18 protein-coding genes are annotated in these 20328 nt (G+C 64.3%); 14 read left to right on the forward strand and 4 right to left on the reverse strand.

Features of this window, described 5'->3' with window-relative positions:
• Positions 1-25 precede the first annotated feature (25 nt).
• The 9 genes from HU737_RS25450 to HU737_RS25490 all read left to right on the forward strand — a co-directional run bounded on the left by HU737_RS25450 (position 26) and on the right by HU737_RS25490 (position 11167).
• Positions 26-424 carry a ketosteroid isomerase-related protein gene (locus tag HU737_RS25450; RefSeq protein WP_186555536.1) on the forward strand — a complete coding sequence of 133 codons (399 nt, stop codon included), beginning with the start codon at positions 26-28 and terminating at the stop codon, positions 422-424.
• Between the two features lie 189 nt (positions 425-613).
• On the forward strand, positions 614-1507 hold the full coding sequence (gene prmA, locus HU737_RS25455; RefSeq protein WP_186555537.1) for a 50S ribosomal protein L11 methyltransferase: 894 nt from the start codon (positions 614-616) through the stop codon (positions 1505-1507).
• Between the two features lie 27 nt (positions 1508-1534).
• A complete protein-coding gene (locus tag HU737_RS25460; protein WP_186555538.1) occupies positions 1535-2881 on the forward strand; it encodes a DUF3426 domain-containing protein in 1347 nt (448 codons plus the stop codon).
• Between the two features lie 175 nt (positions 2882-3056).
• Entirely contained in the window at positions 3057-4070 is a 1014-nt protein-coding gene (gene dusB, locus HU737_RS25465; protein WP_186555539.1) for a tRNA dihydrouridine synthase DusB, read from the forward strand.
• Positions 4067-4387, forward strand: coding sequence for a DNA-binding transcriptional regulator Fis (gene fis / locus HU737_RS25470; RefSeq protein WP_101316071.1), 321 nt, complete (start codon positions 4067-4069; stop codon positions 4385-4387). Before dusB ends, fis begins: the two co-directional genes overlap by 4 nt.
• A 79-nt stretch (positions 4388-4466) precedes the next feature.
• Positions 4467-6074: a bifunctional phosphoribosylaminoimidazolecarboxamide formyltransferase/IMP cyclohydrolase gene (gene purH / locus HU737_RS25475; protein WP_186555540.1), complete on the forward strand. Its 1608-nt coding sequence runs from the start codon at positions 4467-4469 to the stop codon at positions 6072-6074.
• Between the two features lie 121 nt (positions 6075-6195).
• A complete protein-coding gene (purD, locus tag HU737_RS25480; RefSeq protein ID WP_186555541.1) occupies positions 6196-7488 on the forward strand; it encodes a phosphoribosylamine--glycine ligase in 1293 nt (430 codons plus the stop codon).
• A gap of 138 nt (positions 7489-7626) precedes the next feature.
• Positions 7627-10398, forward strand: coding sequence for a hybrid sensor histidine kinase/response regulator (locus HU737_RS25485; RefSeq protein WP_186555542.1), 2772 nt, complete (start codon positions 7627-7629; stop codon positions 10396-10398).
• A gap of 172 nt (positions 10399-10570) precedes the next feature.
• Positions 10571-11167, forward strand: a complete 597-nt coding sequence (locus HU737_RS25490; RefSeq protein WP_186555543.1) for a MarC family protein — start codon at positions 10571-10573, stop codon at positions 11165-11167.
• A 6-nt stretch (positions 11168-11173) separates the two neighbouring features.
• Here HU737_RS25490 and cobJ read toward each other — a convergent pair whose 3' ends face one another.
• From cobJ to cobG, 4 genes are read right to left on the reverse strand one after another with little or no spacing between them, the layout of a single operon-like run.
• Positions 11174-12880, reverse strand: a complete 1707-nt coding sequence (cobJ, locus tag HU737_RS25495; protein WP_186555544.1) for a precorrin-3B C(17)-methyltransferase — start codon at positions 12878-12880, stop codon at positions 11174-11176.
• The gene (locus tag HU737_RS25500; protein ID WP_186555545.1) at positions 12868-13602 is read right to left on the reverse strand and encodes a precorrin-2 C(20)-methyltransferase; all 735 of its coding nucleotides are present in this window, start codon (positions 13600-13602) and stop codon (positions 12868-12870) included. The genes cobJ and HU737_RS25500 overlap by 13 nt, the downstream gene beginning before the upstream one ends.
• Positions 13599-14225, reverse strand: coding sequence for a precorrin-8X methylmutase (locus HU737_RS25505; RefSeq protein ID WP_186555546.1), 627 nt, complete (start codon positions 14223-14225; stop codon positions 13599-13601). Before HU737_RS25505 ends, HU737_RS25500 begins: the two co-directional genes overlap by 4 nt.
• Complete coding sequence (gene cobG / locus HU737_RS25510; protein WP_437182260.1) at positions 14218-15543, reverse strand: precorrin-3B synthase; 1326 nt, start codon at positions 15541-15543, stop codon at positions 14218-14220. Before cobG ends, HU737_RS25505 begins: the two co-directional genes overlap by 8 nt.
• A 252-nt stretch (positions 15544-15795) precedes the next feature.
• On the opposite strand from cobG, the gene cbiE reads away from it, so the two are divergent.
• The 5 genes from cbiE to HU737_RS25535 all read left to right on the forward strand — a co-directional run bounded on the left by cbiE (position 15796) and on the right by HU737_RS25535 (position 20295).
• A complete protein-coding gene (gene cbiE / locus HU737_RS25515; protein WP_186555548.1) occupies positions 15796-17007 on the forward strand; it encodes a precorrin-6y C5,15-methyltransferase (decarboxylating) subunit CbiE in 1212 nt (403 codons plus the stop codon).
• Positions 17000-18094 carry a cobalt-precorrin-5B (C(1))-methyltransferase gene (locus tag HU737_RS25520; RefSeq protein WP_186555549.1) on the forward strand — a complete coding sequence of 365 codons (1095 nt, stop codon included), beginning with the start codon at positions 17000-17002 and terminating at the stop codon, positions 18092-18094. Before cbiE ends, HU737_RS25520 begins: the two co-directional genes overlap by 8 nt.
• A complete protein-coding gene (locus HU737_RS25525; RefSeq protein ID WP_186555550.1) occupies positions 18091-18813 on the forward strand; it encodes a cobalt-precorrin-6A reductase in 723 nt (240 codons plus the stop codon). The genes HU737_RS25520 and HU737_RS25525 overlap by 4 nt, the downstream gene beginning before the upstream one ends.
• A gap of 166 nt (positions 18814-18979) precedes the next feature.
• Positions 18980-19417: an NfeD family protein gene (locus tag HU737_RS25530; RefSeq protein WP_186555551.1), complete on the forward strand. Its 438-nt coding sequence runs from the start codon at positions 18980-18982 to the stop codon at positions 19415-19417.
• 26 nt (positions 19418-19443) lie between these two features.
• Positions 19444-20295 (forward strand): SPFH domain-containing protein, encoded by an 852-nt coding sequence (locus tag HU737_RS25535; RefSeq protein WP_186555552.1) that lies wholly within the window; start codon positions 19444-19446, stop codon positions 20293-20295.
• The last annotated feature ends 33 nt before the right edge of the window (positions 20296-20328 follow it).

The raw sequence follows: 20328 nt of genomic DNA on the forward strand, positions 1-20328 counted from the left end.
TCCCGAACACGACAGGAACATTGCCATGACCGCTACTGAACTGGTCAACGCCTACTACCGCGCCCTCAACGCCAAGGACCTGCCAGCCTTGCTCGCCCTGCTCAGCGAAGATGTGATCCATGACATCAACCAAGGCGAGCGGCAGATGGGCAAGCGAGCGTTTGCCGCATTCTTGGACAACTTCAACCGCTGCTATAGCGAGCGCTTGGCCGATCTGGTGGTCATGGAAAATACCGAAGGCACTCGCGCAGCGGCCGAATTTACCGTGCATGGGGCGTATCTTGCCGATGCCCCTGGGTTGCCCCCGGCCAAAGGGCAGACCTATGTGCTATCGGCCGGGGCGTTCTTCTATATCCACTGCGGCAAGATTGCCCGGATAAGTCATTACTCCAACCTCAATGATTGGCTCGAGCAGGTGGTGTGAGCCCTGCCCCGCGCTGTAGCCCGTGCGCTGTTGATTCAACGCGCCAGAGCAAAAACGCCATCTGCCTAGTGCGCCATCATCCACTCTGCCACTAGCAGCAAATCGCACAAACCCCACGCACTCAAGTAAACTGCACCCCTTCGCGCAGCCCAGTGCTGCCCCCAACTCGATTCATCAAAGGTACCCGCCATGCCCTGGCTGCAAGTACGCCTGGCCATCAGCCCAGAACAAGCCGAAACCTACGAAGATGCCCTGCTGGAAGTGGGTGCTGTCTCGGTGACTTTCATGGACGCCGAGGACCAGCCGATCTTCGAGCCGGACCTCAACACCACCCCGCTGTGGTCGCACACCCACCTTTTGGCCTTGTTCGAAGCCGATGCCGAGCCTGAGCAGGTATTCGCCCACCTGCGCCTGCTGACCAACGCCGAACTGCCCGAGCACCACGCCGAGGTGATCGAGGACCAGGACTGGGAACGCAGCTGGATGGACAACTTCCAGCCGATGCGCTTCGGCCGTCGCCTGTGGATCGTGCCGAGCTGGCATGAAGCGCCGGAAAAAGATGCAGTGAACCTGCTGCTCGATCCGGGCCTGGCTTTCGGCACCGGCACCCACCCGACCACCGCACTGTGCCTGGAATGGCTCGATGGCCAACAGCTCCAGGACAGCCAGGTGCTGGACTTCGGTTGCGGCTCGGGCATTCTGGCCATCGCCGCGCTGCTGCTCGGCGCCCGCGAAGCGGTCGGCACCGACATCGACGTACAGGCGCTGGAAGCTTCGCGCGACAACGCCGGGCGCAATGGCATAGGCGCAGAGCGCTTCCCGCTGTACCTGCCGGAACACATGCCGGCCATGCAGGCCGACGTGCTGGTCGCCAATATTCTCGCAGGCCCATTGGTGTCGCTGGCCCCGCAATTGTCCGGGCTGGTTCGCCCCGGTGGCCTGCTGGCGTTGTCGGGGATCCTCGCCGAACAAGGTGAGGAAGTCGCCGCAGCCTACACCAAGGACTTCGACCTGGATCCGATCGCTGAACGCGACGGTTGGGTGCGCATCAGTGGTCGCCGTCGTTCAGTCGGCCTAGAATAATTCCTTGCACAACCCCCGGATTGCCGCATGACCGACAGTTTCGTCACCCAGTGCCCGCATTGCCAGACCAGCTTTCGCGTCACTCATCATCAGTTGAGCGTGGCCCGTGGGGTGGTTCGTTGCGGCCAGTGCCTACAGGTGTTCAACGCCGCCAAGCAGTTGCTTGAGCAGAACCGTGCCGGCACTGCCCAGCCCGCTCCGGCGACGGCCGTCGCGCCGACGCCAGAAGCTGTCGACGCGCCAGCACCGGCGCCTGTCGACGCGCCAACCGCCGACAACTGGGCGGCCACCTCGCAAGCCCTTGATGACCTCGACCTGGACCAGGCGCTGGCTCATCTGGAGCGCCGTGACCAGCCGGTAGAAGGCCAGGCCGAAGCCCGCAACGATGCGCTGCAAGCCCGGCGTGACGATCACAGCCTGGACGAACACCACGACCAGCCGTTCGGCAATGCCACCGACGAGCCCGCGCAAGAGCTCCCGGCGCTGCTCGAGCCACAGCCGCCGTTGATCGAGGCACAACCACTGGACCTGGAACCGGCCCCCGGCGAACGCACCGAGCCAACCCTGAGCCTGGACCTGGAAGCCGACGACGAACCGGCTCGTCAGCAACCGACCATTGCCCTGGACGAGCCTGAGCCTGAACTCCATCTGCACGACCGGCTGGCCGCGCGCGATGACGACGAGCTGACGGAAAAAGGCATATCCGCGCTCGACGAAGAAATGCGCAGCGAGCACCTCTCGGCCCATGCCGACGACGACCTCGACCCAGCTCGCAACGAACGCAACGAACGCATCGAACCCGGCCTCAGTGCCCGCGCAACGCGGCGCAAGGAGCCGTTGATCGATGTGGTCGACGACCCGTTGCAACTGGACTGGCAAAAGCCCAAGGCCAATTGGGCCAAGCGCCTGCTGTGGGGCACCCTGACCTTGCTCGCTGCCGGGCTGCTGGCGTTCCAGTATGTCTGGTTCCATTTCGACGAGATGGCCCGTCAGGATCAGTACCGCCCGTGGTTCCAGCAGCTGTGTCCGCTGGTCGGCTGCCAAGTGCCCACTCGGGTCGATATCGCCCGGATCAAGAGCAGTAACCTGGTAGTACGCAGCCACCCGGACTTCAAAGGTGCCCTGATCGTCGATGCAATCATTTACAACCGCGCGCCATTCTCCCAGCCCTTCCCGCTGCTGGAGCTGCGCTTCGCCGACCTCAACGGTCAATTGATTGCCAGCCGTCGCTTCAAACCCAGCGAATACCTCTCCGGCGAATTGGCCGGTCGTGGCGAAATGCCCAGCCAGACGCCCATCCACATCGCCCTGGATATCCTCGACCCAGGCCCGAAGGCGGTGAACTACAGCCTCAGCTTCCGCTCTCCGGAATAACCACCCTACCCGGTCGCCGGTTTACCGGCGCCGGAGGGCTGTCCCAAACCCAGGGGCATAAGGCCGCAGCTGTTCAGATTTTATCCAGATTCATCTTTATCCGGTCATCGAGAGCGGGTATTATGCCAACCCTTTTTCGAACTCCAATGATTCGGCCCCACAACAGGGAACACCTATGTCGGCGGTACGCATCGGCCCTTATACACTGCGAAACAACCTGATCCTTGCGCCCATGGCCGGGGTTACGGACCAACCTTTCCGCACACTTTGCCAACGCCTCGGCGCAGGCATGGTGGTCTCGGAAATGGTCAGCAGCGACATGAGCCTGTGGGACAGCCGCAAGTCGCGTCTGCGCCGCATCCATGAAGGCGATCCCGAGCCACGCTCGGTACAGATCGCCGGCGGTGATGCGCAGATGATGGCAGCGGCGGCCCTGGCCAATGTCGAGGCGGGCGCCCAGATCATCGATATCAACATGGGCTGCCCGGCAAAAAAAGTCTGCAACAAGGCCGCAGGCTCTGCTTTATTGAGAGATGAAGCCTTGGTCAGCGAGATCCTCCATGCCGTGGTCGGCGCAGTAGAGGTCCCGGTGACGCTGAAGATTCGTACCGGCTGGGACCGGGCGAACAAGAACGGCCTGAACGTGGCGAAGATCGCCGAGCAGGCTGGCATCCAGGCGCTTGCGGTGCATGGCCGCACACGCGCCGACCTGTACACCGGCGAAGCCGAGTACGACACCATCGCTGCGATCAAGCAGGCGGTGTCGATCCCGGTGTTTGCCAACGGCGATGTAACCTCGCCAGAAAAGGCCCGACTGGTGCTCGACGCCACCGGTGCCGACGGCCTGCTGATCGGCCGTGCCGCCCAAGGGCGGCCGTGGATCTTCCGCGAGATCGAGCATTACCTGCGGACCGGCCAACACCTGCCAGCTCCCGAGCTGGACGAGGTGGAACGCATTCTGCTGGAGCACCTGGCCGCGTTGCATGCCTTCTATGGCGATGTGATGGGCGTACGTATCGCCCGCAAGCACGTTGGCTGGTACCTGGCAACACGACCCGGCGGCAAGGAGTTTCGCTCCCGGTTCAACGCTTTGGATGAGACACAAGCGCAGTGCGCCAACGTTCGCGAGTTCTTTCGCGAATGTCGACAGAGCCTTGAAACAAAGGACGAACAAGGGGTGGCCGCATGACGATGATGACCGAGACTTTAGTGAGTGGAACAACGCCCGTGAGCGACAACGCCAACCTCAAACAGCACCTCAATACGCCAAGCGAAGAGGGCCAGACCCTTCGCGACAGCGTCGAGAAGGCGCTGCATAACTACTTCGCCCACCTCGAAGGCGCTTCCGTCACGGACGTGTACAACCTGGTGCTCTCGGAGGTCGAGGCGCCGCTGCTCGAAAGTGTGATGAACTACGTCAAGGGTAACCAGACCAAGGCCAGCGAGATGCTCGGACTCAACCGAGGCACCCTGCGCAAGAAGCTCAAGCAGTACGACTTGTTGTAAAGCCAGAATCCCAATCAGAAAAGGCGGCTCCCGAAGGAGGCGCCTTTTTTGCTGACTCCACCGCGTTATGGAATCCGAAATGACCGACCAGACTACCCGCCTGCCGATCCGCCGCGCCCTGATCAGCGTCTCCGACAAGACCGGTATCCTCGAATTCGCTCGTGAGCTGCAACAGCTCGGTGTCGAGATCCTGTCCACCGGTGGCACCTACAAGCTGCTCAAGGACAACGGCGTCGACGCGGTGGAAGTGGCCGACTACACCGGCTTCGCCGAAATGATGGACGGCCGGGTCAAGACCCTGCACCCGAAAATTCACGGCGGCATCCTCGGCCGTCGCGGCACTGACGACGCCATCATGAACGAGCACGGCATCAAGCCGATCGACCTGGTTGCGGTCAACCTGTACCCGTTCGAAGCCACCATCGCCAAGCCAGGCTGCGACCTGCCGACCGCGATCGAGAACATCGACATCGGCGGCCCGACCATGGTCCGCTCGGCGGCCAAGAACCACAAAGACGTGGCCATCGTGGTCAACGCCAGCGACTACAGCCAAGTACTCGAAAGCCTCAAGGCCGGTGGCCTGACCTACGCCCAGCGCTTCGACCTGATGCTCAAGGCATTCGAGCACACTGCCGCCTACGACGGCATGATCGCCAACTACATGGGCACCATCGACCAGGCCAAAGACACCCTGTCGACGCAAGAGCGCAGCGCCTTCCCGCGCACCTTCAACAGCCAGTTCGTCAAAGCCCAGGAAATGCGCTACGGCGAGAACCCGCACCAGAGCGCGGCGTTCTACGTTGAAGCGAACAAGGGCGAGGCGAGCATCTCGACTGCCGTTCAGTTGCAGGGCAAAGAGCTGTCGTTCAACAACGTCGCCGACACCGATGCCGCGCTGGAATGCGTGAAGAGCTTCGTCAAGCCGGCCTGTGTGATCGTCAAGCACGCCAACCCGTGCGGCGTTGCCGTGGTCCCGGAAAACGAAGGCGGCATCCGCCAGGCCTACGAGCTGGCCTACGCCACCGACACCGAGTCGGCTTTCGGCGGCATCATCGCCTTCAACCGCGAGCTCGATGGCGAGACCGCCAAAGCCATCGTCGAGCGTCAGTTCGTCGAAGTGATCATCGCGCCGAAAATCTCCCAAGCTGCCCGTGACGTGGTCGCGGCCAAGCAGAACGTGCGTCTGCTCGAGTGCGGCGAGTGGCCAGCCGAGCGTGCTGCCGGTTGGGACTTCAAGCGCGTCAACGGCGGCCTGCTGGTACAGAGCCGCGATATCGGCATGATTGGCGCTGACGACCTGAAGATCGTCACCCAGCGCGCGCCGAGCGAGCAAGAAATCCACGACCTGATCTTCGCCTGGAAAGTGGCCAAGTTCGTCAAATCCAACGCCATCGTCTACGCCAAGCAGCGCCAGACCATCGGCGTCGGCGCCGGCCAGATGAGCCGCGTCAACTCGGCCCGTATCGCTGCAATCAAGGCCGAGCATGCTGGCCTGCAGGTGCAGGGTGCGGTCATGGCCTCGGACGCGTTCTTCCCGTTCCGTGATGGCATCGACAATGCAGCTAAAGTCGGTATCACCGCGGTTATCCAGCCAGGGGGTTCGATGCGTGATGCTGAAGTCATCGCCGCTGCCGACGAAGCTGGCATCGCGATGGTGTTTACCGGCATGCGCCACTTCCGCCACTGATCACCAGTGTGTGTGTAGAACGTGGGAGCGGGCTTGCCCCGCGATAGCGATCGCGGGGCAAGCCCGCTCCCACGTTCCCGCCCCTAGAGATCACAGCGCTTACAGAATTCGAGGTTTTGACATGAAAGTTTTGATCATCGGCAACGGCGGCCGTGAGCACGCCCTGGCCTGGAAAGTCGCCCAGGACCCACGCGTTGAGAAAGTCTTCGTCGCTCCCGGCAACGCTGGCACCGCCACCGAAGCCAAGTGCGAGAACGTCGACATCCAGGTCACTGCCCTGGAGCAACTGGCCGACTTCGCCGAAAAGAATGTCCAACTGACCATCGTCGGCCCGGAAGCGCCGCTGGTCGCCGGTGTCGTCGACCTGTTCCGCAGCCGCAACCTGGATTGCTTCGGCCCAACCGCCGGCGCCGCCCAGCTGGAAGGCTCGAAGGCCTTCACCAAGGACTTCCTGGCGCGCCACAAGATCCCCACCGCCGACTACCAGAACTTCACCGAGATCGAGCCAGCCCTGGCTTACCTGAAGGAAAAAGGCGCACCGATCGTGATCAAGGCCGACGGCCTGGCCGCCGGTAAAGGCGTGATCGTCGCCATGACCCTGCAGGAAGCCGAAGACGCTGTACGCGACATGCTCGCCGGCAATGCCTTCGGTGAAGCCGGTTCGCGCGTCGTCATCGAAGAATTCCTCGATGGCGAAGAAGCCAGCTTCATCGTCATGGTCGACGGCCACAACGTGCTGCCAATGGCCACCAGCCAGGACCACAAGCGCGTTGGCGATGCCGACAGCGGCCCGAACACCGGCGGCATGGGTGCCTACTCCCCGGCGCCAGTGGTCACTGCCGATGTGCACCAGCGGGTCATGGACCAGGTGATCTGGCCGACCGTGCGCGGCATGGCCGAAGAAGGCAATGTCTACACCGGCTTCCTCTACGCCGGCCTGATGATCGACAAGGCGGGCAACCCCAAGGTCATCGAGTTCAACTGCCGCTTCGGCGACCCAGAAACCCAGCCAGTCATGCTGCGCCTGGAGTCGAGCCTGGTGCTGCTGATCGAAGCAGCGTTCGCCAAGGCCCTGGACAAGGTCGAAGCACAATGGGATCCGCGCCCGAGCCTGGGCGTGGTACTGGCTGCCGGTGGCTACCCGGGCGACTACGCTAAAGGCGCTGTGATCAGCGGCCTGGACGCTGCCGCCAAGCTGGAAGGCAAAGTGTTCCACGCTGGCACCGCGCTGAAGGATGGCCAAGTCGTGACCAACGGCGGCCGCGTGTTGTGCGCCACTGCCTTGGGCCAGACTGTCGAGGCTGCGCAACAGCAAGCCTATCGCCTGACCAAGGAAGTCAGCTGGGACGGTAGTTTCCATCGCAGCGACATCGGCTACCGGGCCATTGCCCGCGAGCGCGGTGAGCAACAGTAACATTGCATTACCGAATGGCCGTGAAGCCCCTGGCGCACGGCCTTCGGCTCGTCGACAAGGCCCCGATGGGCCTTGCCTTCGCCTTGGCGCGCCGCGCATAGTTGTTATCCGGCACATTAGCTAAGAAGGGATTTCGTCGTGCGTCGGCTTCGGATTGCCACTGCCCTTATCGTCAGCCTGCTGACCCTGCTCTGCCTGCTCCCGGCTTCGGCCGATCAAGGCGGTGGTTGGACGGTGCTGCTCGACGAACAGGCCAACCTGCAATTGAGCGATGTGCGCTCGGACCGCTACCGCAACCAATTCAGTCCCTTGCAGCTCAACGAGCTACAAGCCTCCGCCGCCGATCAAGCACTCTGGCTGCACTATCGCCTGGAGCCCGGCGAGCAAGAACGCCTGCTGCGGGTATTCGCCCCAGACCTATCGCGCCTCGACCTCTACGCACTGGACGGCGAAAAGCTGCTGCGTCAACTGCACCATGGGCAACAGGCCGGCGATGCCAGCCCGACCCTGCGCGGCAGTGATCACGTGTTACCGCTACCCAATAGCAGCCAGCCGCTGGATATCTACCTGCGCCTGGTCTCGGAACATCAACTGCGTCCCGCGATCAGCCTGGAGACCGCCGCCTCGGCCGCGACCGACCAGACCCGCCCCTTGTTGTTCGGCCTGCTGTTCGGCGGGCTGGTGATGCTGATCCTGCACAACCTGATTCGCTTCTTCTACAGCCGCTCCAGTACCACCCTGATCCTGGCGCTGTATCACGGCCTGATGCTGCTCAGTGGGTTGATCCTGCTCAACCTCAGCGGGCCCTGGTGGCACCTGTGGCATAGCGCCCAGACCCCAGCCGCCTATTTGACCCTGGTGATGGCGGGCCTGGCCGGCTTGTATTTCACCCAGCACTTCTTCAGCCCCTGTGGCTCGCCGCGGCTTAACCGGCTACTGCAAGGCGAGATGCTGGTGGCTGCCGTCAGCGGCCTGGTGCTGCTGTTCGTCGACACCTTGCCGCTGAACCTGATGACCTACGCCCTGCTCGCCGTGGGCAGCGTGAGCATGCTGCTGGTCAGCAGCTATCACTGGTACAAAGGCTACGGCCCGGCGCGCCTGTTTGCCCTGGCGATGCTGGTGTTCAACCTGGGCGGCCTGGTGCTGCTGCCGGCCCTGCTGGGCCTGACCCGAACCTCGACGCCCTGGTTGCTGTGCATCCTCATGGCCTTGACGGTAACCAGTGGCCTGCTGCTCAACCTGGCGGTCAGCGAGCGCCTGCGCAAGATCAGCGAGGAGCGCTTCCGCGCCAGCCGCGCACTGGCCGCCAGCGATGCCGAGATCAACGCCAAGGCCGAATTCCTGGCCAAGATCAGCCACGAGATTCGCACCCCGATGAACGGTGTGCTGGGCATGACCGAACTGCTGCTCGGCACGCCGCTGTCGGTCAAGCAACGCGACTACGTGCAGACCATCCACAGCGCCGGCAACGAGCTGCTGACGCTGATCAACGAGATCCTCGACATCTCCAAGCTGGAGTCGCGGCAGATCGAGCTGGACGATGTGCAGTTCGACCTCAATGCACTGATCGAAGATTGCCTGAACATCTTCCGGGCCAAGGCCGAACAACAGAATATCGAGCTGATCAGCTTTACCCAGCCGCAAGTCCCTCGGGTTATCAGCGGCGACCCGACGCGGCTGCGCCAGGCCCTGTCGAGCCTGCTGGAAAACGCCCTGAAAAACACCGAGCAAGGTGAGATTCTGCTGGTAGTGGCGCTCGACCAACGTGCCGACCAGCCACGCCTGCGCATTGCCGTGCAGGATAGCGGTACAGCCATGCCCCAAGCCGAGCGCGAAGCGCTGCTGCAGGCCGAATTGCACAGCCACCAGTTCCTTTCCAGCAACAAGCTCGGTGGCCACCTGGGCCTGGTGATTGCCAAGCAGCTGATCGGCCTGATGCAGGGCGAGTTCGGCATCAAGAGCAGCAGTAACATGGGCAACACCCTGTGGCTGACCTTGCCACTCGACCCCTCGCGCCTGGAGCAACCACCGGCCGACCTCGACGGCCCGCTGCGCGATGCGCGGGTGTTGGTGGTGGACGACAACGACACCTGCCGCAAGGTGCTGGTGCAGCAGTGCAGCGCTTGGGGCATGAATGTCAGTGCCGTGCCCTCGGGCAAGGAAGCGCTTGCCCTGCTGCGCACCAAGGCGCATTTGCGCGACTACTTCGATGCGGTGCTGTTGGACCAGAACATGCCCGGCATGACCGGTATGCAGTTGGCGGCGAAGATCAAGGAAGACCCAAGCCTTAACCACGACATCCTGGTGGTGATGCTCACCGGTATCAGCAATGCGCCGAGCAAAGTGATTGCCCGCAACGCTGGCGTCAAACGCATCCTGGCCAAGCCGGTGGCCGGCTATACCTTGAAAACCACCCTGGCCGAAGAGCTGGCCCAGCGGGGTCGCGAACAGGCGATCCCAGCAGTGTTCGCCGCACCTACGCCAGCGGTGGAACTGCCGGTCGATTTCCATGTGCTGGTGGCCGAGGACAACAGCATTTCGACCAAGGTCATCCGTGGCATGCTCGGCAAGCTCAACCTGGAGCCGGACACCGCCAGCAATGGCGAAGAAGCCCTGCGCGCGATGAAGGCGCGGCGCTATGACCTGGTGCTGATGGACTGTGAAATGCCGGTACTCGATGGTTTCTCCGCGACCCAGCAGTTGCGTGCCTGGGAGGCCGAGAATCAGCGCCAGCGCACGCCGGTGGTGGCCCTTACCGCGCACATTCTCAACGAGCACAAGGAACGCGCGCGCCTGGCCGGGATGGATGGGCACATGGCCAAGCCGGTGGAATTGTCGCAGTTGCGCGAGCTGATCCAGTATTGGGCGGGCCAGCGTGAGGCCAAGTCCGACACACTGCATACCTCCTGAAGATCGTGTGGGCTCTATCGCGGGGCAAGCCCGCTCCCACGAGGACCTTGTAGTCACCCTGCGTCTGCGTGGGAGCGGGCTTGCCCCGCGATAGCGCCCGCACTGCTCAACGCGCTCAGGCCTTCACAGCTGATACACTTCCTCGCACCCTCCCCCGCCATGGACCTCGGCCATGCTCCATGAGTTGTTCAGCGTCTACCTGAAAATGCTCGTGCTCTACAGCCCGTTCTTCGTGCTGTCCTGCTTCATCAGCCTGACCCGCGGTCACTCCAGCAAAGAGCGCAAGCAGCTGGCCTGGCGCGTGGCCATTGCCGTGCTGATCGCCAGCGTCCTGCTGTACCTGTTCGGGCGGGTGATTTTCGGCGTGTTCGGCATCACCGCCGACGCCTTTCGCATCGGCGCTGGCAGCGTGCTGTTCATCTCGGCGCTGGGCATGGCTCAAGGCAAGCCGGCGGTGCAGGCCGATAACGTCCAGCAGGATGTGACCATCGTACCGCTGACCATCCCCCTGACCGTCGGCCCCGGCACCATCGGCGCGCTGCTGGTGATGGGCGTCGGCCAGCCGCACTGGGACGACAAGCTGCTGGCCATCGTCAGCATTACCCTGGCCAGCTTCACCGTCGGCCTGGTGCTCTATTTGTCCCACCGCATCGAGCGGATCCTCGGCGACCAGGGCTTGCAGATCGTCAGCCGGCTGATGGGGCTGTTCGTCTGCGCCCTGGCGGCGCAGATCATTTTCACCGGGATCAAAGGCTACCTGGTGGCCTGAACCCTATCAGGGTTTTTCGCCATACCAGCGTGGTGTGTACACCCACTGACCACCACCGTCACGCGCGAAGGTACAGGTCAGCGACGAGCCGATCAGCACCATGGTGCGCATGTCGACCATTTCCGGCTGCAGCTCGGCGAGGGTCACCACCCGTAGCGTCTGCCCTGGCCGGCCAATGTCGCGCCCCAGCACTACCGGCGTCTGCCCCTGGCGATGGCGACGGACGATATCCAGGGCCACACCCAGTTGGGTCGGCCTGGACTTGGAGATCGGGTTGTAGAACGCCAAGACCAGATCGGCCTGAGCGGCCAGGTCCAGACGCTTCTCGATGATCGACCAGGGCTTGAGGTTGTCGGACAGCGACATCACGCAAAAATCGTGGCCCAACGGCGCTCCCGCTTGCGCGGCGGTGGCCAGCGATGCCGAGACGCCAGGGAGGATCTCCAGATCGACCCGATGCCAGGCCGGATCGCTGGACTCGTGCAGCGCTTCGAGCACCGCCGCGGCCATGGCGAACACGCCCGGATCACCCGACGACACCACCACCACCGAACGCCCGGAAGCGGCCAGCTCGAAGGCATGCCGGGCACGCTGCATTTCTTCGCGGTTATCGGTGCAGTGCAGCACTTGATCAGCGCGGAACGGGCCAGCCATGCGCACATAGGTTTCATAACCCAGCACATCCTCGGCCCGCGCCAGCTCGGCCTTGACCGCCGGTACCATCAGCTCGGCCGCGCCTGGGCCGAGGCCAATCACCGCCAGCCGGCCCCGTACTCGCCCAACCTTGGCGACCTCGATGGGTGCTGGGGTCGCGGCGATTACCACGTTTGAAACTGCCAGCGTCTGCGCCTCAGGCACGACGTGCGCAACCATGCTCTGCAGGCTGTCGGCCGGCGCCGTGAAACGCAGCGGTACGTCCAGGACGCGCGCAGCTTGGTGCAGCGCGGGGGCAGCCATATCCTGCTCACTGGCCAGCAAGCAGGCCAAAGCTTGCTCGGCGATGTTGGCTTCGGCCAGCGCCGCGCGCACTTCAGTGGTGAGGTCCGACTGGGTGGCGCTGACCGCCACCAGCACCGAGCGCGAGTGGATCAGCAGCTCATCGCGATGGTCCGGGCGGGCTTGGTAGCCCACGTGGATAGTGCGCTGCGCGTGGGCATCAGCCGGCAGCTGCGCTTGCGCCAGCCACGGCGCATCGCCTTCGATACGCACGCTCTGGCCGGCCAGCAGATCAGAAACGAACCGCTTGCCCTGCTCCAGATCGGCCAGGGTATAACCCTCTGGCGGATTGAGCAGGCAGGTGCCAAAGCGCAGCTCACCACTGGTGGTGATGGCAGGCGCTACGCCCAACGCCTCGCCGATCTCACGCGCCATTAGGTTGACCCCGCCCAGGCCGCCGAGCAGTGGTACCACTGCACTGCCATCTTCGGCCACGGCCAGCACGGGCGGCTCGACGTCCTTTTCGCTGAGCAGGCTGGCCAGGGTGCGAATCACGATACCCGCCGCGCACAGGGCAATGATCGGCGTGTCCTGCTGATACAGGCCACGCAGCGTCTCGCCAAAGGATTCATACAGGCTGTCGACCGCCTCGACCCGACCGCGCAGGCCGTGAAGGGTGGCCTGTGGATAAAGCTGCTGGATCCGCTGCGCGGTGGCCAGGCTGCCAGCGCCGAGGATGACGATTGCGGGGGCCTTGCGCATGTTCATCCCTGCCATTTTTCCCCCGGCACGATGATCAGCGAGAAGTATGGCGAAGACTGCGGGTCGACCTCTTGCAGCGGAACGATCTTCTGGTTGGCCATGGTCGCGCGTTCAACGTACAGCGCACGCCCTTGCAGACCGAGCTCGCCAAGCACCTGGCGGACCTTGGGCAAGTTACGCCCCAGTTTCATCACCACCGCCGCATCGGCATCGGCCAGGCGGCGCTTGAGTTCTTCGGCAGGCAGCACGCCAGACAGCACGGTCAGCGTCTGGTTGCGGTAGACCAGCGGCGCACCCAGCACCGAAGCGCCGCCAAGCATCGAACACACTCCAGGGATCACTTCGGCTTCATAACGCTGGGCCAGGCGATCATGCAGGTACATGTAGGAGCCATAGAAGAACGGATCACCCTCGCAGATCACCGCCACATCCCGGCCGGCGTCCAGATGCGCGGCCACTTGTTGGCCGGCTTCATCATAGAAATCGCTGATCACCTGCTCGTAGGACAACGGCGCCGGCAACACTTCGGTGGTTACCGGGTACACCAGCGGCAGCAGGGTCTGCTCGGCTTGCAGGTGCGCCTCGATGATGCCAAAGGCATTGCCGCGCTTGCCCTTGGCGACGAAATACGCCACCACCGGCGCCTCGCGCAGCAGGCGCAGGGCTTTGACGGTGATCAGTTCAGGATCGCCAGGGCCTACGCCCAGGCCGAGAAGACGTCCACGCGCCTGCATCATTCGACCTCCGTGGCCAGTGCGTTGACCGCCGCCGCCGCCATGGCGCTGCCACCCAGTCGGCCCTGCATGATCACGAACGGCACCCCACGGCTGTCTGCAGCCAGCATGGCCTTGGATTCGGCGGCGCCGACGAAGCCCACCGGGAAGCCGAGGATCAGTGCTGGTTTCGGCGCGCCGGCATCGATCATTTCCAGCAGGTAGAACAGTGCGGTCGGCGCGTTGCCAATCACCACCACGCTGCCTTCCAGGTGCGGCCGCCACAGTTCCAGGGCCACCGCCGAGCGCGTGTTGCCCTGCGCTTTGGCCAGGTCTGGCACGCTCGGGTCACGCAGGGTGCAGATCACCGGATTGTTGGCCGGCAGCCGCGCGCGGGTGATGCCTTCGGCAACCATATGCGCGTCGCACAGGATTGGCGCACCCTTGGCCAGGGCTGCACGCCCCGCCGTACCCGCACCTTCGGAGAATTGCAGGCCGTCGATGGCCTCGACCATGCCGCAGGCATGGATCACCCGTACAGCAAGTTTTTCCAGGTCAGCGGGGATCCGCTCGAGCCTGGCTTCCTCACGGATGATCCGGAAGGAATTGCGATAGATCTCCTGACCATCGCGGATGTAGTCAATCATCAAGGTGCTCCGTGGGCAGGTCGAGCATGGCGCCTGCTTCTTTCAAGGTAAGGTCGCTCGCGCGCAGGGCTCCGAAGCCCGGCAGGCGCGCATCGCGCAGATAAAGGTCATAGCGGCCCGGCGCGCGGGCCAGCAGGGTGGCCGGGGCGACATGGGCCGCGGCGCAGGATCGGCTGCAGCCGGACAGGTGCACACTGGCCAGTGCGCCAGCAGGCAGCCCGCTGGCCAGGGTGAGGGCATCGTTCTTGGTGTCGGCCTGGGCTTTGGCGCAGCCGCTGGAGCCGGTGCAGGCGGTGAGACGCGCCAAGGGCTGCGCAGCATCGCAAAGCAGGCCGAGGGCGTTGAGCTCGGCTTGGGCGGCGTCGATCTGCGCGGGGTCGATATTGGTCAGTACCGCGCTCTGCCAGGGGCTCAGGCGCAGTTGACCGTCGCCTGCCTGGCGCGCAATACGGGCAACACCGCGCAGCATGGCGGGGGTCAAGCGGCCCAGGGGCGGGGCGATGCCCAGGGCCAGGCCCTGCCGTTGGGTCAGCCTGCCCAACCAGCCGGTGCGGGTCGCTGAACGCTGCCAGCCAAGCACCGCGGCGTCGCGACGGATCTCAAGCGCCAGTCCGGCGATGAAGTGCTCGACCGGACAGGTTTCGAGCAACTGGCGCATCCGCGATTGCTCAGGGCTGGCCAAGTCGAGGAAGCGCTCCAGCACCGCACGGGTCAGCGCCAGCCCTGCCTGCACAGGGACCGCACCCAGTGCCCGGCTTGGGCAACCTGCCAGGCCGAATGCCAGCCAACGCTCGCCATCGAGCTCAACCGCCGAGAGCCACAGGTCATGCGGGTGTTCAAGCATCGCCAGGCCTTCGCCGCCATCGAGCTGCACGGCGAACTTGGCCGACAGCTGGTGCAAACGCGGGGTGCTTTCGAGCATCTGCAAAATCTGCGCAGCGAGCGGCTGGGTATCGACGAGCATGAGCGGATCGAGACCGGCCAATGGGCTGAGCATCACGTTGCGCACATCGTCGCCCGCGGCTTCACGCGGGCCGAGGCCGGCTGCGAGCAGGTGCTCGATCAGCTCGCGATGCTGCGCGCCAATGCCGCGAATCTGCAGGTTGGCGCGGTTGGTCGCCTCGATCACGCCGCCGGCAAATCGCTCTGCCGCCGCAGCGACGGCATCGGCCTGGTCGGCCAGCAGCACACCACCGGGCAGCTTGATCCGGCAGATACCGCCATCGCGCGCGGCGACGATACGCCACAACCCCGGGCAGGCCGAGGGGCGGGGCGAAATGGCGGGGGGCAGGGACGGGTTCAAGAGGGCATCCGGCAATCGTCAAAGTGCGCTTGAGTGTAGAAGGCGCGGTATTATGCCTGCTTTGTCCGGCGGCATGAAAAACCGGCGGTCGAAGATCGTATGGAATTCAGGGGCCGCTTCGCGCCCTTCGCGGCGGCTCGGCGCTCCGACAAGCCCGCTCCCACAGGGACTGCGCCAGCCGCAAGAGCTGCGCTAATCCTGTAGGAGCGGGCTTGTCGGAGCGCCGCACCGCCGCGAAGCGGCCCCAAAATGATGGAAGTGAAATTAATGGCCCCGTGGCTGACAGTAGTAGGTATCGGTGAAGACGGTTTCAGCGGCCTGGGCAAACCCGCCCGGCGTGCTCTGCTGGGCGCCTCGCGGATCTTCGGCAGCCCACGCCAGTTGGCCTTGCTGCCACGCTGTGTGAACGGCGAACGCGTGCAGTGGCCGAGCCCATTCTCACTGGCGCCCGTGCTGGCCCAAAGCGGCGAACCGGTGTGCGTCCTGGCCAGCGGCGACCCGATGTTCTACGGCGTCGGTGCCAGCCTGGCGCGGCAGGTTCCTGCCGAGCACATGCGCGTGCTCAGTACGCCCTCCTCCTGCGCCCTGGCCGCAGCCCGCCTCGGCTGGCCATTGCAGGAGGTGCACATTCTGTCGATCGTCGCCCGCCCCTTGGCCGCAATCAATGCCCAGCTCTTTAGCGGCGTGCGCCTGCTGGTGCTGAGCAACGATGGCGACAGCCCGGCGCAGATCGCCGCACTGCTACGCGAACGCGGCTTTGGCCCAAGCCGGATGCACGTCCTCGAGCACCTCGGCGGCCCTGAAGAACGTCAGCTCAGCGGCACCGCTGCAGACTGGCCGCATGCCCACAGCGCCGCCCTCAACCTGGTGGCCATCGAGTGCCTGGCAACGCCCGACGCACCGCGTTTGTCGACAGCCTGCGGACTGCCCGACAGCGCCTTTCGTCACGATGGCCAGCTGACCAAGCGCGATGTCCGCGCCATCACCCTCGCCCGCCTGGCCCCGCAGCCCGGCGAGCTGCTGTGGGATGTCGGCGCTGGCTGTGGCTCGATCGGCATCGAATGGATGCGTACCCACCCCAGCTGCCGGGCATTGGCGATCGAGGCCGACGAAGGCCGCCAGGGGTTTATCGAACACAACCGCGACGCGCTCGGCGTGCCTGGCCTGCAACTGATCTGCGGCAAGGCTCCGCAAGCCTTGGTCGAGCTGGAACGACCCGATGCCATTTTCATCGGCGGCGGCGTCACCCGCGACGGCGTGTTGCCGCTGTGCTGGGAGCGCCTGCGCCCCGGCGGCCGGCTGGTGGCCAACGCGGTGACCTTGCAAAGCGAAGTGGCCTTGGCGCAGTTTCGCCAGCAGCATGGCGGCGAGCTGACCCGCATCCATGTCGCCCAGACGCAACCCCTGGGCAGCTTCGATACCTGGCGCCAGGCCTTGCCGATCACCCTGCTCGACGTGGTGAAACCCTTCGATGCGTGAAGAGACCCGCGAACAACCCGCGCCTCTGCGCAGCGGCCTGACCACCGGCAGCTGCGCGACCGCCACCAGCTTGGCTGCTGCCCGGCTGCTGTTGACCGGGCAACGCCATGACGCCGTAGCCATCACCCTGCCCAAGGGCAAGCAAGTACAGATGCGCCTGGAGTTCTGTCGACGCGATGGCGAGCGCGCCGAGGCCGGCACCCTGAAAGATGCCGGCGACGATCCCGACGTCACCCACGGCGCCCTGCTCTACAGCCAGGTGCGCCTGCTCGATGCCCCAGGTATCCGCTTTGTCGCCGGCATCGGCGTCGGCACTGTCACCCGCCCAGGGCTGGTGCTGGCGGTTGGGGAACCGGCGATCAACCCGGTGCCTCGCCGGATGATCACCGAGCACCTGCAACAGCTGGCCAGCGATTGCGCCTACAGCGGCGGTTTCGAGGTTACGGTGAATGTGCGCGATGGCGATCAACTGGCGCTGAAAACCATGAACCCACGGCTAGGTATTCTCGGCGGCCTGTCGATCCTCGGCACCAGCGGGATCGTCCGGCCGTTCTCCTGCTCGGCCTACATCGCCTCGATCCACCAGGGCATCGATGTTGCCCACACCAATGGCTACACGCACATCGCTGCCTGCACCGGCAATGCCAGCGAGGACACCATGCGCCGGGTCTACAACCTGCCGGAGATCGCCCTGATCGAGATGGGCGACTTCGTCGGCGCGGTACTCAAGCACCTGCGCAAAGTGCCGGTGGCGCGCCTGAGTCTGTGCGGTGGTTTTGGCAAGATCAGCAAGCTCGCCGCCGGGCACATGGACCTGCACAGCCGCCACTCGAGTATCGACCTGCCGCAACTGGCCGGCTGGGCGCGGGAGATTGGCGCCGATCAAACCCTGCAAGAGGCGATCATCGCCGCCAATACCAGCCAGCAAGCGCTGGCCCTGGCCCATGCAGCAGGGATCGAACTGGGCGACGCAGTGTGCGCCCATGCCCAGGCGTTCGCCCGCAGCGTGGTCCCGGCTCAGGTGCACGTCGAAGTCTTCGCCATCGACCGCCAGGGCGGTATCGTTGGCCAGGCAGGTGTGCAATGAGCGAACGCATCTTGCTGCTAGGCGGCGTCACCGAGGCCTTGGCAATCGCCCGGCGCCTGGGCCCCGAGCACGTCTACAGCCTGGCCGGCATCGGCCGTGTGCCGCAGGACCTGGCCTGCACGGTGCGGGTCGGCGGCTATGGCGGTGCCGAAGGGCTTGCCGCCTATTTGCAAGAGGCGCGCATCACGCTGCTGATCGACGCCACCCATCCCTACGCCGCCCAGATCAGTCACAACGCAGCCCGCGCGGCGCAGACGGCGGGCATCCCGTGCTGGGCCTTGCGCCGCCCTGCGTGGCAGGCGCAGCCCGGTGATGACTGGCGTGAGGTGACCGACTGGGCTGAGCTGATGCAAGCGCTCGAACCCTTCGCGCGCCCGCTGTTCACCCTGGGCCGCGAGCCCTTGCAGCATCTGGACGAAATCCCCGCGCAGCAGTTCTGGACCTTGCGCGCCCTCGACGCCTGCCCTGGCAATGATCGCTGCGAGGTCATCGGCGCCCGTGGTCCTTTCCAGATTGCCGATGAACGCGCACTGTTCGCACGACGGCGCATCGATGTGCTGGTCAGTAAGAACAGCGGCAGCGTGGCCACAGAACCAAAGCTTGAGGTGGCGCGCGAGCTGGGCGTGCCTGTGCTGGTGCTCAAGCGGCCGGTGTTACCGGCTGTGGATCGCGAATTCAGCCAGATCGAGTCGTTGCTGACGGCGTTAGCTACCGACTAGGAGCGCGCCCTGGGGTCGAAGACTGGGTGACATCGCTCTAGCTTTTCGCAGGTTTCTCCCTACACAATATTCGGAGATTTCAGCCCCCTCATACCGTACAAGCAGATGGCCCTGTGCCTGCAATCTGCCGTAAACTCCGCCCTTCTCTCCTGGAAGGCCCACCCATATGGAAATGCAATGGTGGATCTGGCTCGTCTTCGGCGTGGCCCTGATCCTACTCGAACTGGTCCTGCCCACGTTCTTCATTCTCTGGTTCGGCATCGGTGCCGTGCTGGTGTCGCTGATTGCCCTGCTCGCGCCAAACCTGCAGCTGGATATGCAGGTGCTGCTGTGGGTGCTGTTTTCCTCTGTCACCACCGTTCTGTGGTTCAAGCTATTTCGGCGCAAGAAGGCCGATGTGCGCTGGACCGCCGATAGCGTGATTGGTGAAGTCGGCTTGCTCACCGCCAGTGTCTCTGAGTTCCAGAAAGGCCGAGTGCGTTTCCAGAAGCCGATCTTGGGCAACGAAGAATGGACCTGCATCGCTGACAGCGACATCGCCGCTGGCGAGCGCGTGCGCCTGACCGCCATCGAAGGCAACACCGCCCGGGTCAGCCGGGCCTGAATCCGTACTAAAAGGAAGTTCGTAGCATGACCAGTCTTATCGTCGTCGGCACCCTCGCCGTGTTCGTTCTCATCACCGTGTTCAAAGGGGTGCGCATCGTGCCTCAGGGCGAGGAGTGGATCGTCGAGCGCCTGGGGCGCTACCACAGCACCCTCAAGCCCGGCCTGAATATCGTCATCCCGTACATGGACGTGGTCGCCTACCGCCTGCCGACCAAAGACATCATCCTCGATGTGCAGCAGCAGGAAATCATCACCAAGGACAACGCGGTGATCGTCGCCAACGCCCTGTGCTTCGCCAAGGTGGTCGACCCGCAAAAAGCCTCCTACGGCGTGCAGAATTTCTCCTTCGCCGTGACCAGCCTGACCATGACTTCGCTGCGGGCTATCGTCGGCGCGATGGATTTGGACGAAGCATTGTCCAGCCGCGAGCAGATCAAGGCACGCCTGCGCGAGGCGATGTCCGAACAGACCGAAGACTGGGGCGTGACCGTGCGCTCGGTAGAGATCCAGGACATCAAGCCGTCCGAGAACATGCAGATGGCCATGGAGCGCCAGGCGGCTGCCGAGCGTGAGCGTAAAGCCGATGTAACCCGTGCCGAAGGCGCCAAGCAGGCCGCGATTCTGGAAGCCGAAGCCCGCCTGCAATCGGCCAAGCTGGATGCCGAGGCGCAGATCAACCTGGCAGAAGCGTCGGCGCGTGCGATTTCGCTGGTGCGCGATGCAGTAGGGACGGAAACCACCCCGGCCATGTACCTGCTCGGTGAGCGCTACATTGGCGCGATGGAGAATCTGGCCGGCAGCGACAACGCCAAGGTTGTGGTGTTGCCTGCGGATCTGCAAGAGACCGTGCGCGGGTTGCTTGGGCGCAAGGCCTAAGACACCCCGACAACTCGGCTCCTACAGGCACAG

The sequence above is a fragment of the Pseudomonas urmiensis genome (assembly GCF_014268815.2).
Lineage (GTDB): Bacteria > Pseudomonadota > Gammaproteobacteria > Pseudomonadales > Pseudomonadaceae > Aquipseudomonas > Aquipseudomonas urmiensis.

Coding starts and splice junctions, on each gene's coding strand:
- HU737_RS25450 (WP_186555536.1), top strand. CDS start 26: ATGACCGCTACTGAACTGGTCAACGCCTACTACCGCGCCCTCAACGCC.
- prmA (WP_186555537.1), top strand. CDS start 614: ATGCCCTGGCTGCAAGTACGCCTGGCCATCAGCCCAGAACAAGCCGAA.
- HU737_RS25460 (WP_186555538.1), top strand. CDS start 1,535: ATGACCGACAGTTTCGTCACCCAGTGCCCGCATTGCCAGACCAGCTTT.
- dusB (WP_186555539.1), top strand. CDS start 3,057: ATGTCGGCGGTACGCATCGGCCCTTATACACTGCGAAACAACCTGATC.
- fis (WP_101316071.1), top strand. CDS start 4,067: ATGACGATGATGACCGAGACTTTAGTGAGTGGAACAACGCCCGTGAGC.
- purH (WP_186555540.1), top strand. CDS start 4,467: ATGACCGACCAGACTACCCGCCTGCCGATCCGCCGCGCCCTGATCAGC.
- purD (WP_186555541.1), top strand. CDS start 6,196: ATGAAAGTTTTGATCATCGGCAACGGCGGCCGTGAGCACGCCCTGGCC.
- HU737_RS25490 (WP_186555543.1), top strand. CDS start 10,571: ATGCTCCATGAGTTGTTCAGCGTCTACCTGAAAATGCTCGTGCTCTAC.
- cobJ (WP_186555544.1), bottom strand. CDS start 12,880: ATGGCAGGGATGAACATGCGCAAGGCCCCCGCAATCGTCATCCTCGGC.
- HU737_RS25500 (WP_186555545.1), bottom strand. CDS start 13,602: ATGATGCAGGCGCGTGGACGTCTTCTCGGCCTGGGCGTAGGCCCTGGC.
- HU737_RS25505 (WP_186555546.1), bottom strand. CDS start 14,225: ATGATTGACTACATCCGCGATGGTCAGGAGATCTATCGCAATTCCTTC.
- cbiE (WP_186555548.1), top strand. CDS start 15,796: ATGGCCCCGTGGCTGACAGTAGTAGGTATCGGTGAAGACGGTTTCAGC.
- HU737_RS25520 (WP_186555549.1), top strand. CDS start 17,000: ATGCGTGAAGAGACCCGCGAACAACCCGCGCCTCTGCGCAGCGGCCTG.
- HU737_RS25525 (WP_186555550.1), top strand. CDS start 18,091: ATGAGCGAACGCATCTTGCTGCTAGGCGGCGTCACCGAGGCCTTGGCA.
- HU737_RS25530 (WP_186555551.1), top strand. CDS start 18,980: ATGGAAATGCAATGGTGGATCTGGCTCGTCTTCGGCGTGGCCCTGATC.
- HU737_RS25535 (WP_186555552.1), top strand. CDS start 19,444: ATGACCAGTCTTATCGTCGTCGGCACCCTCGCCGTGTTCGTTCTCATC.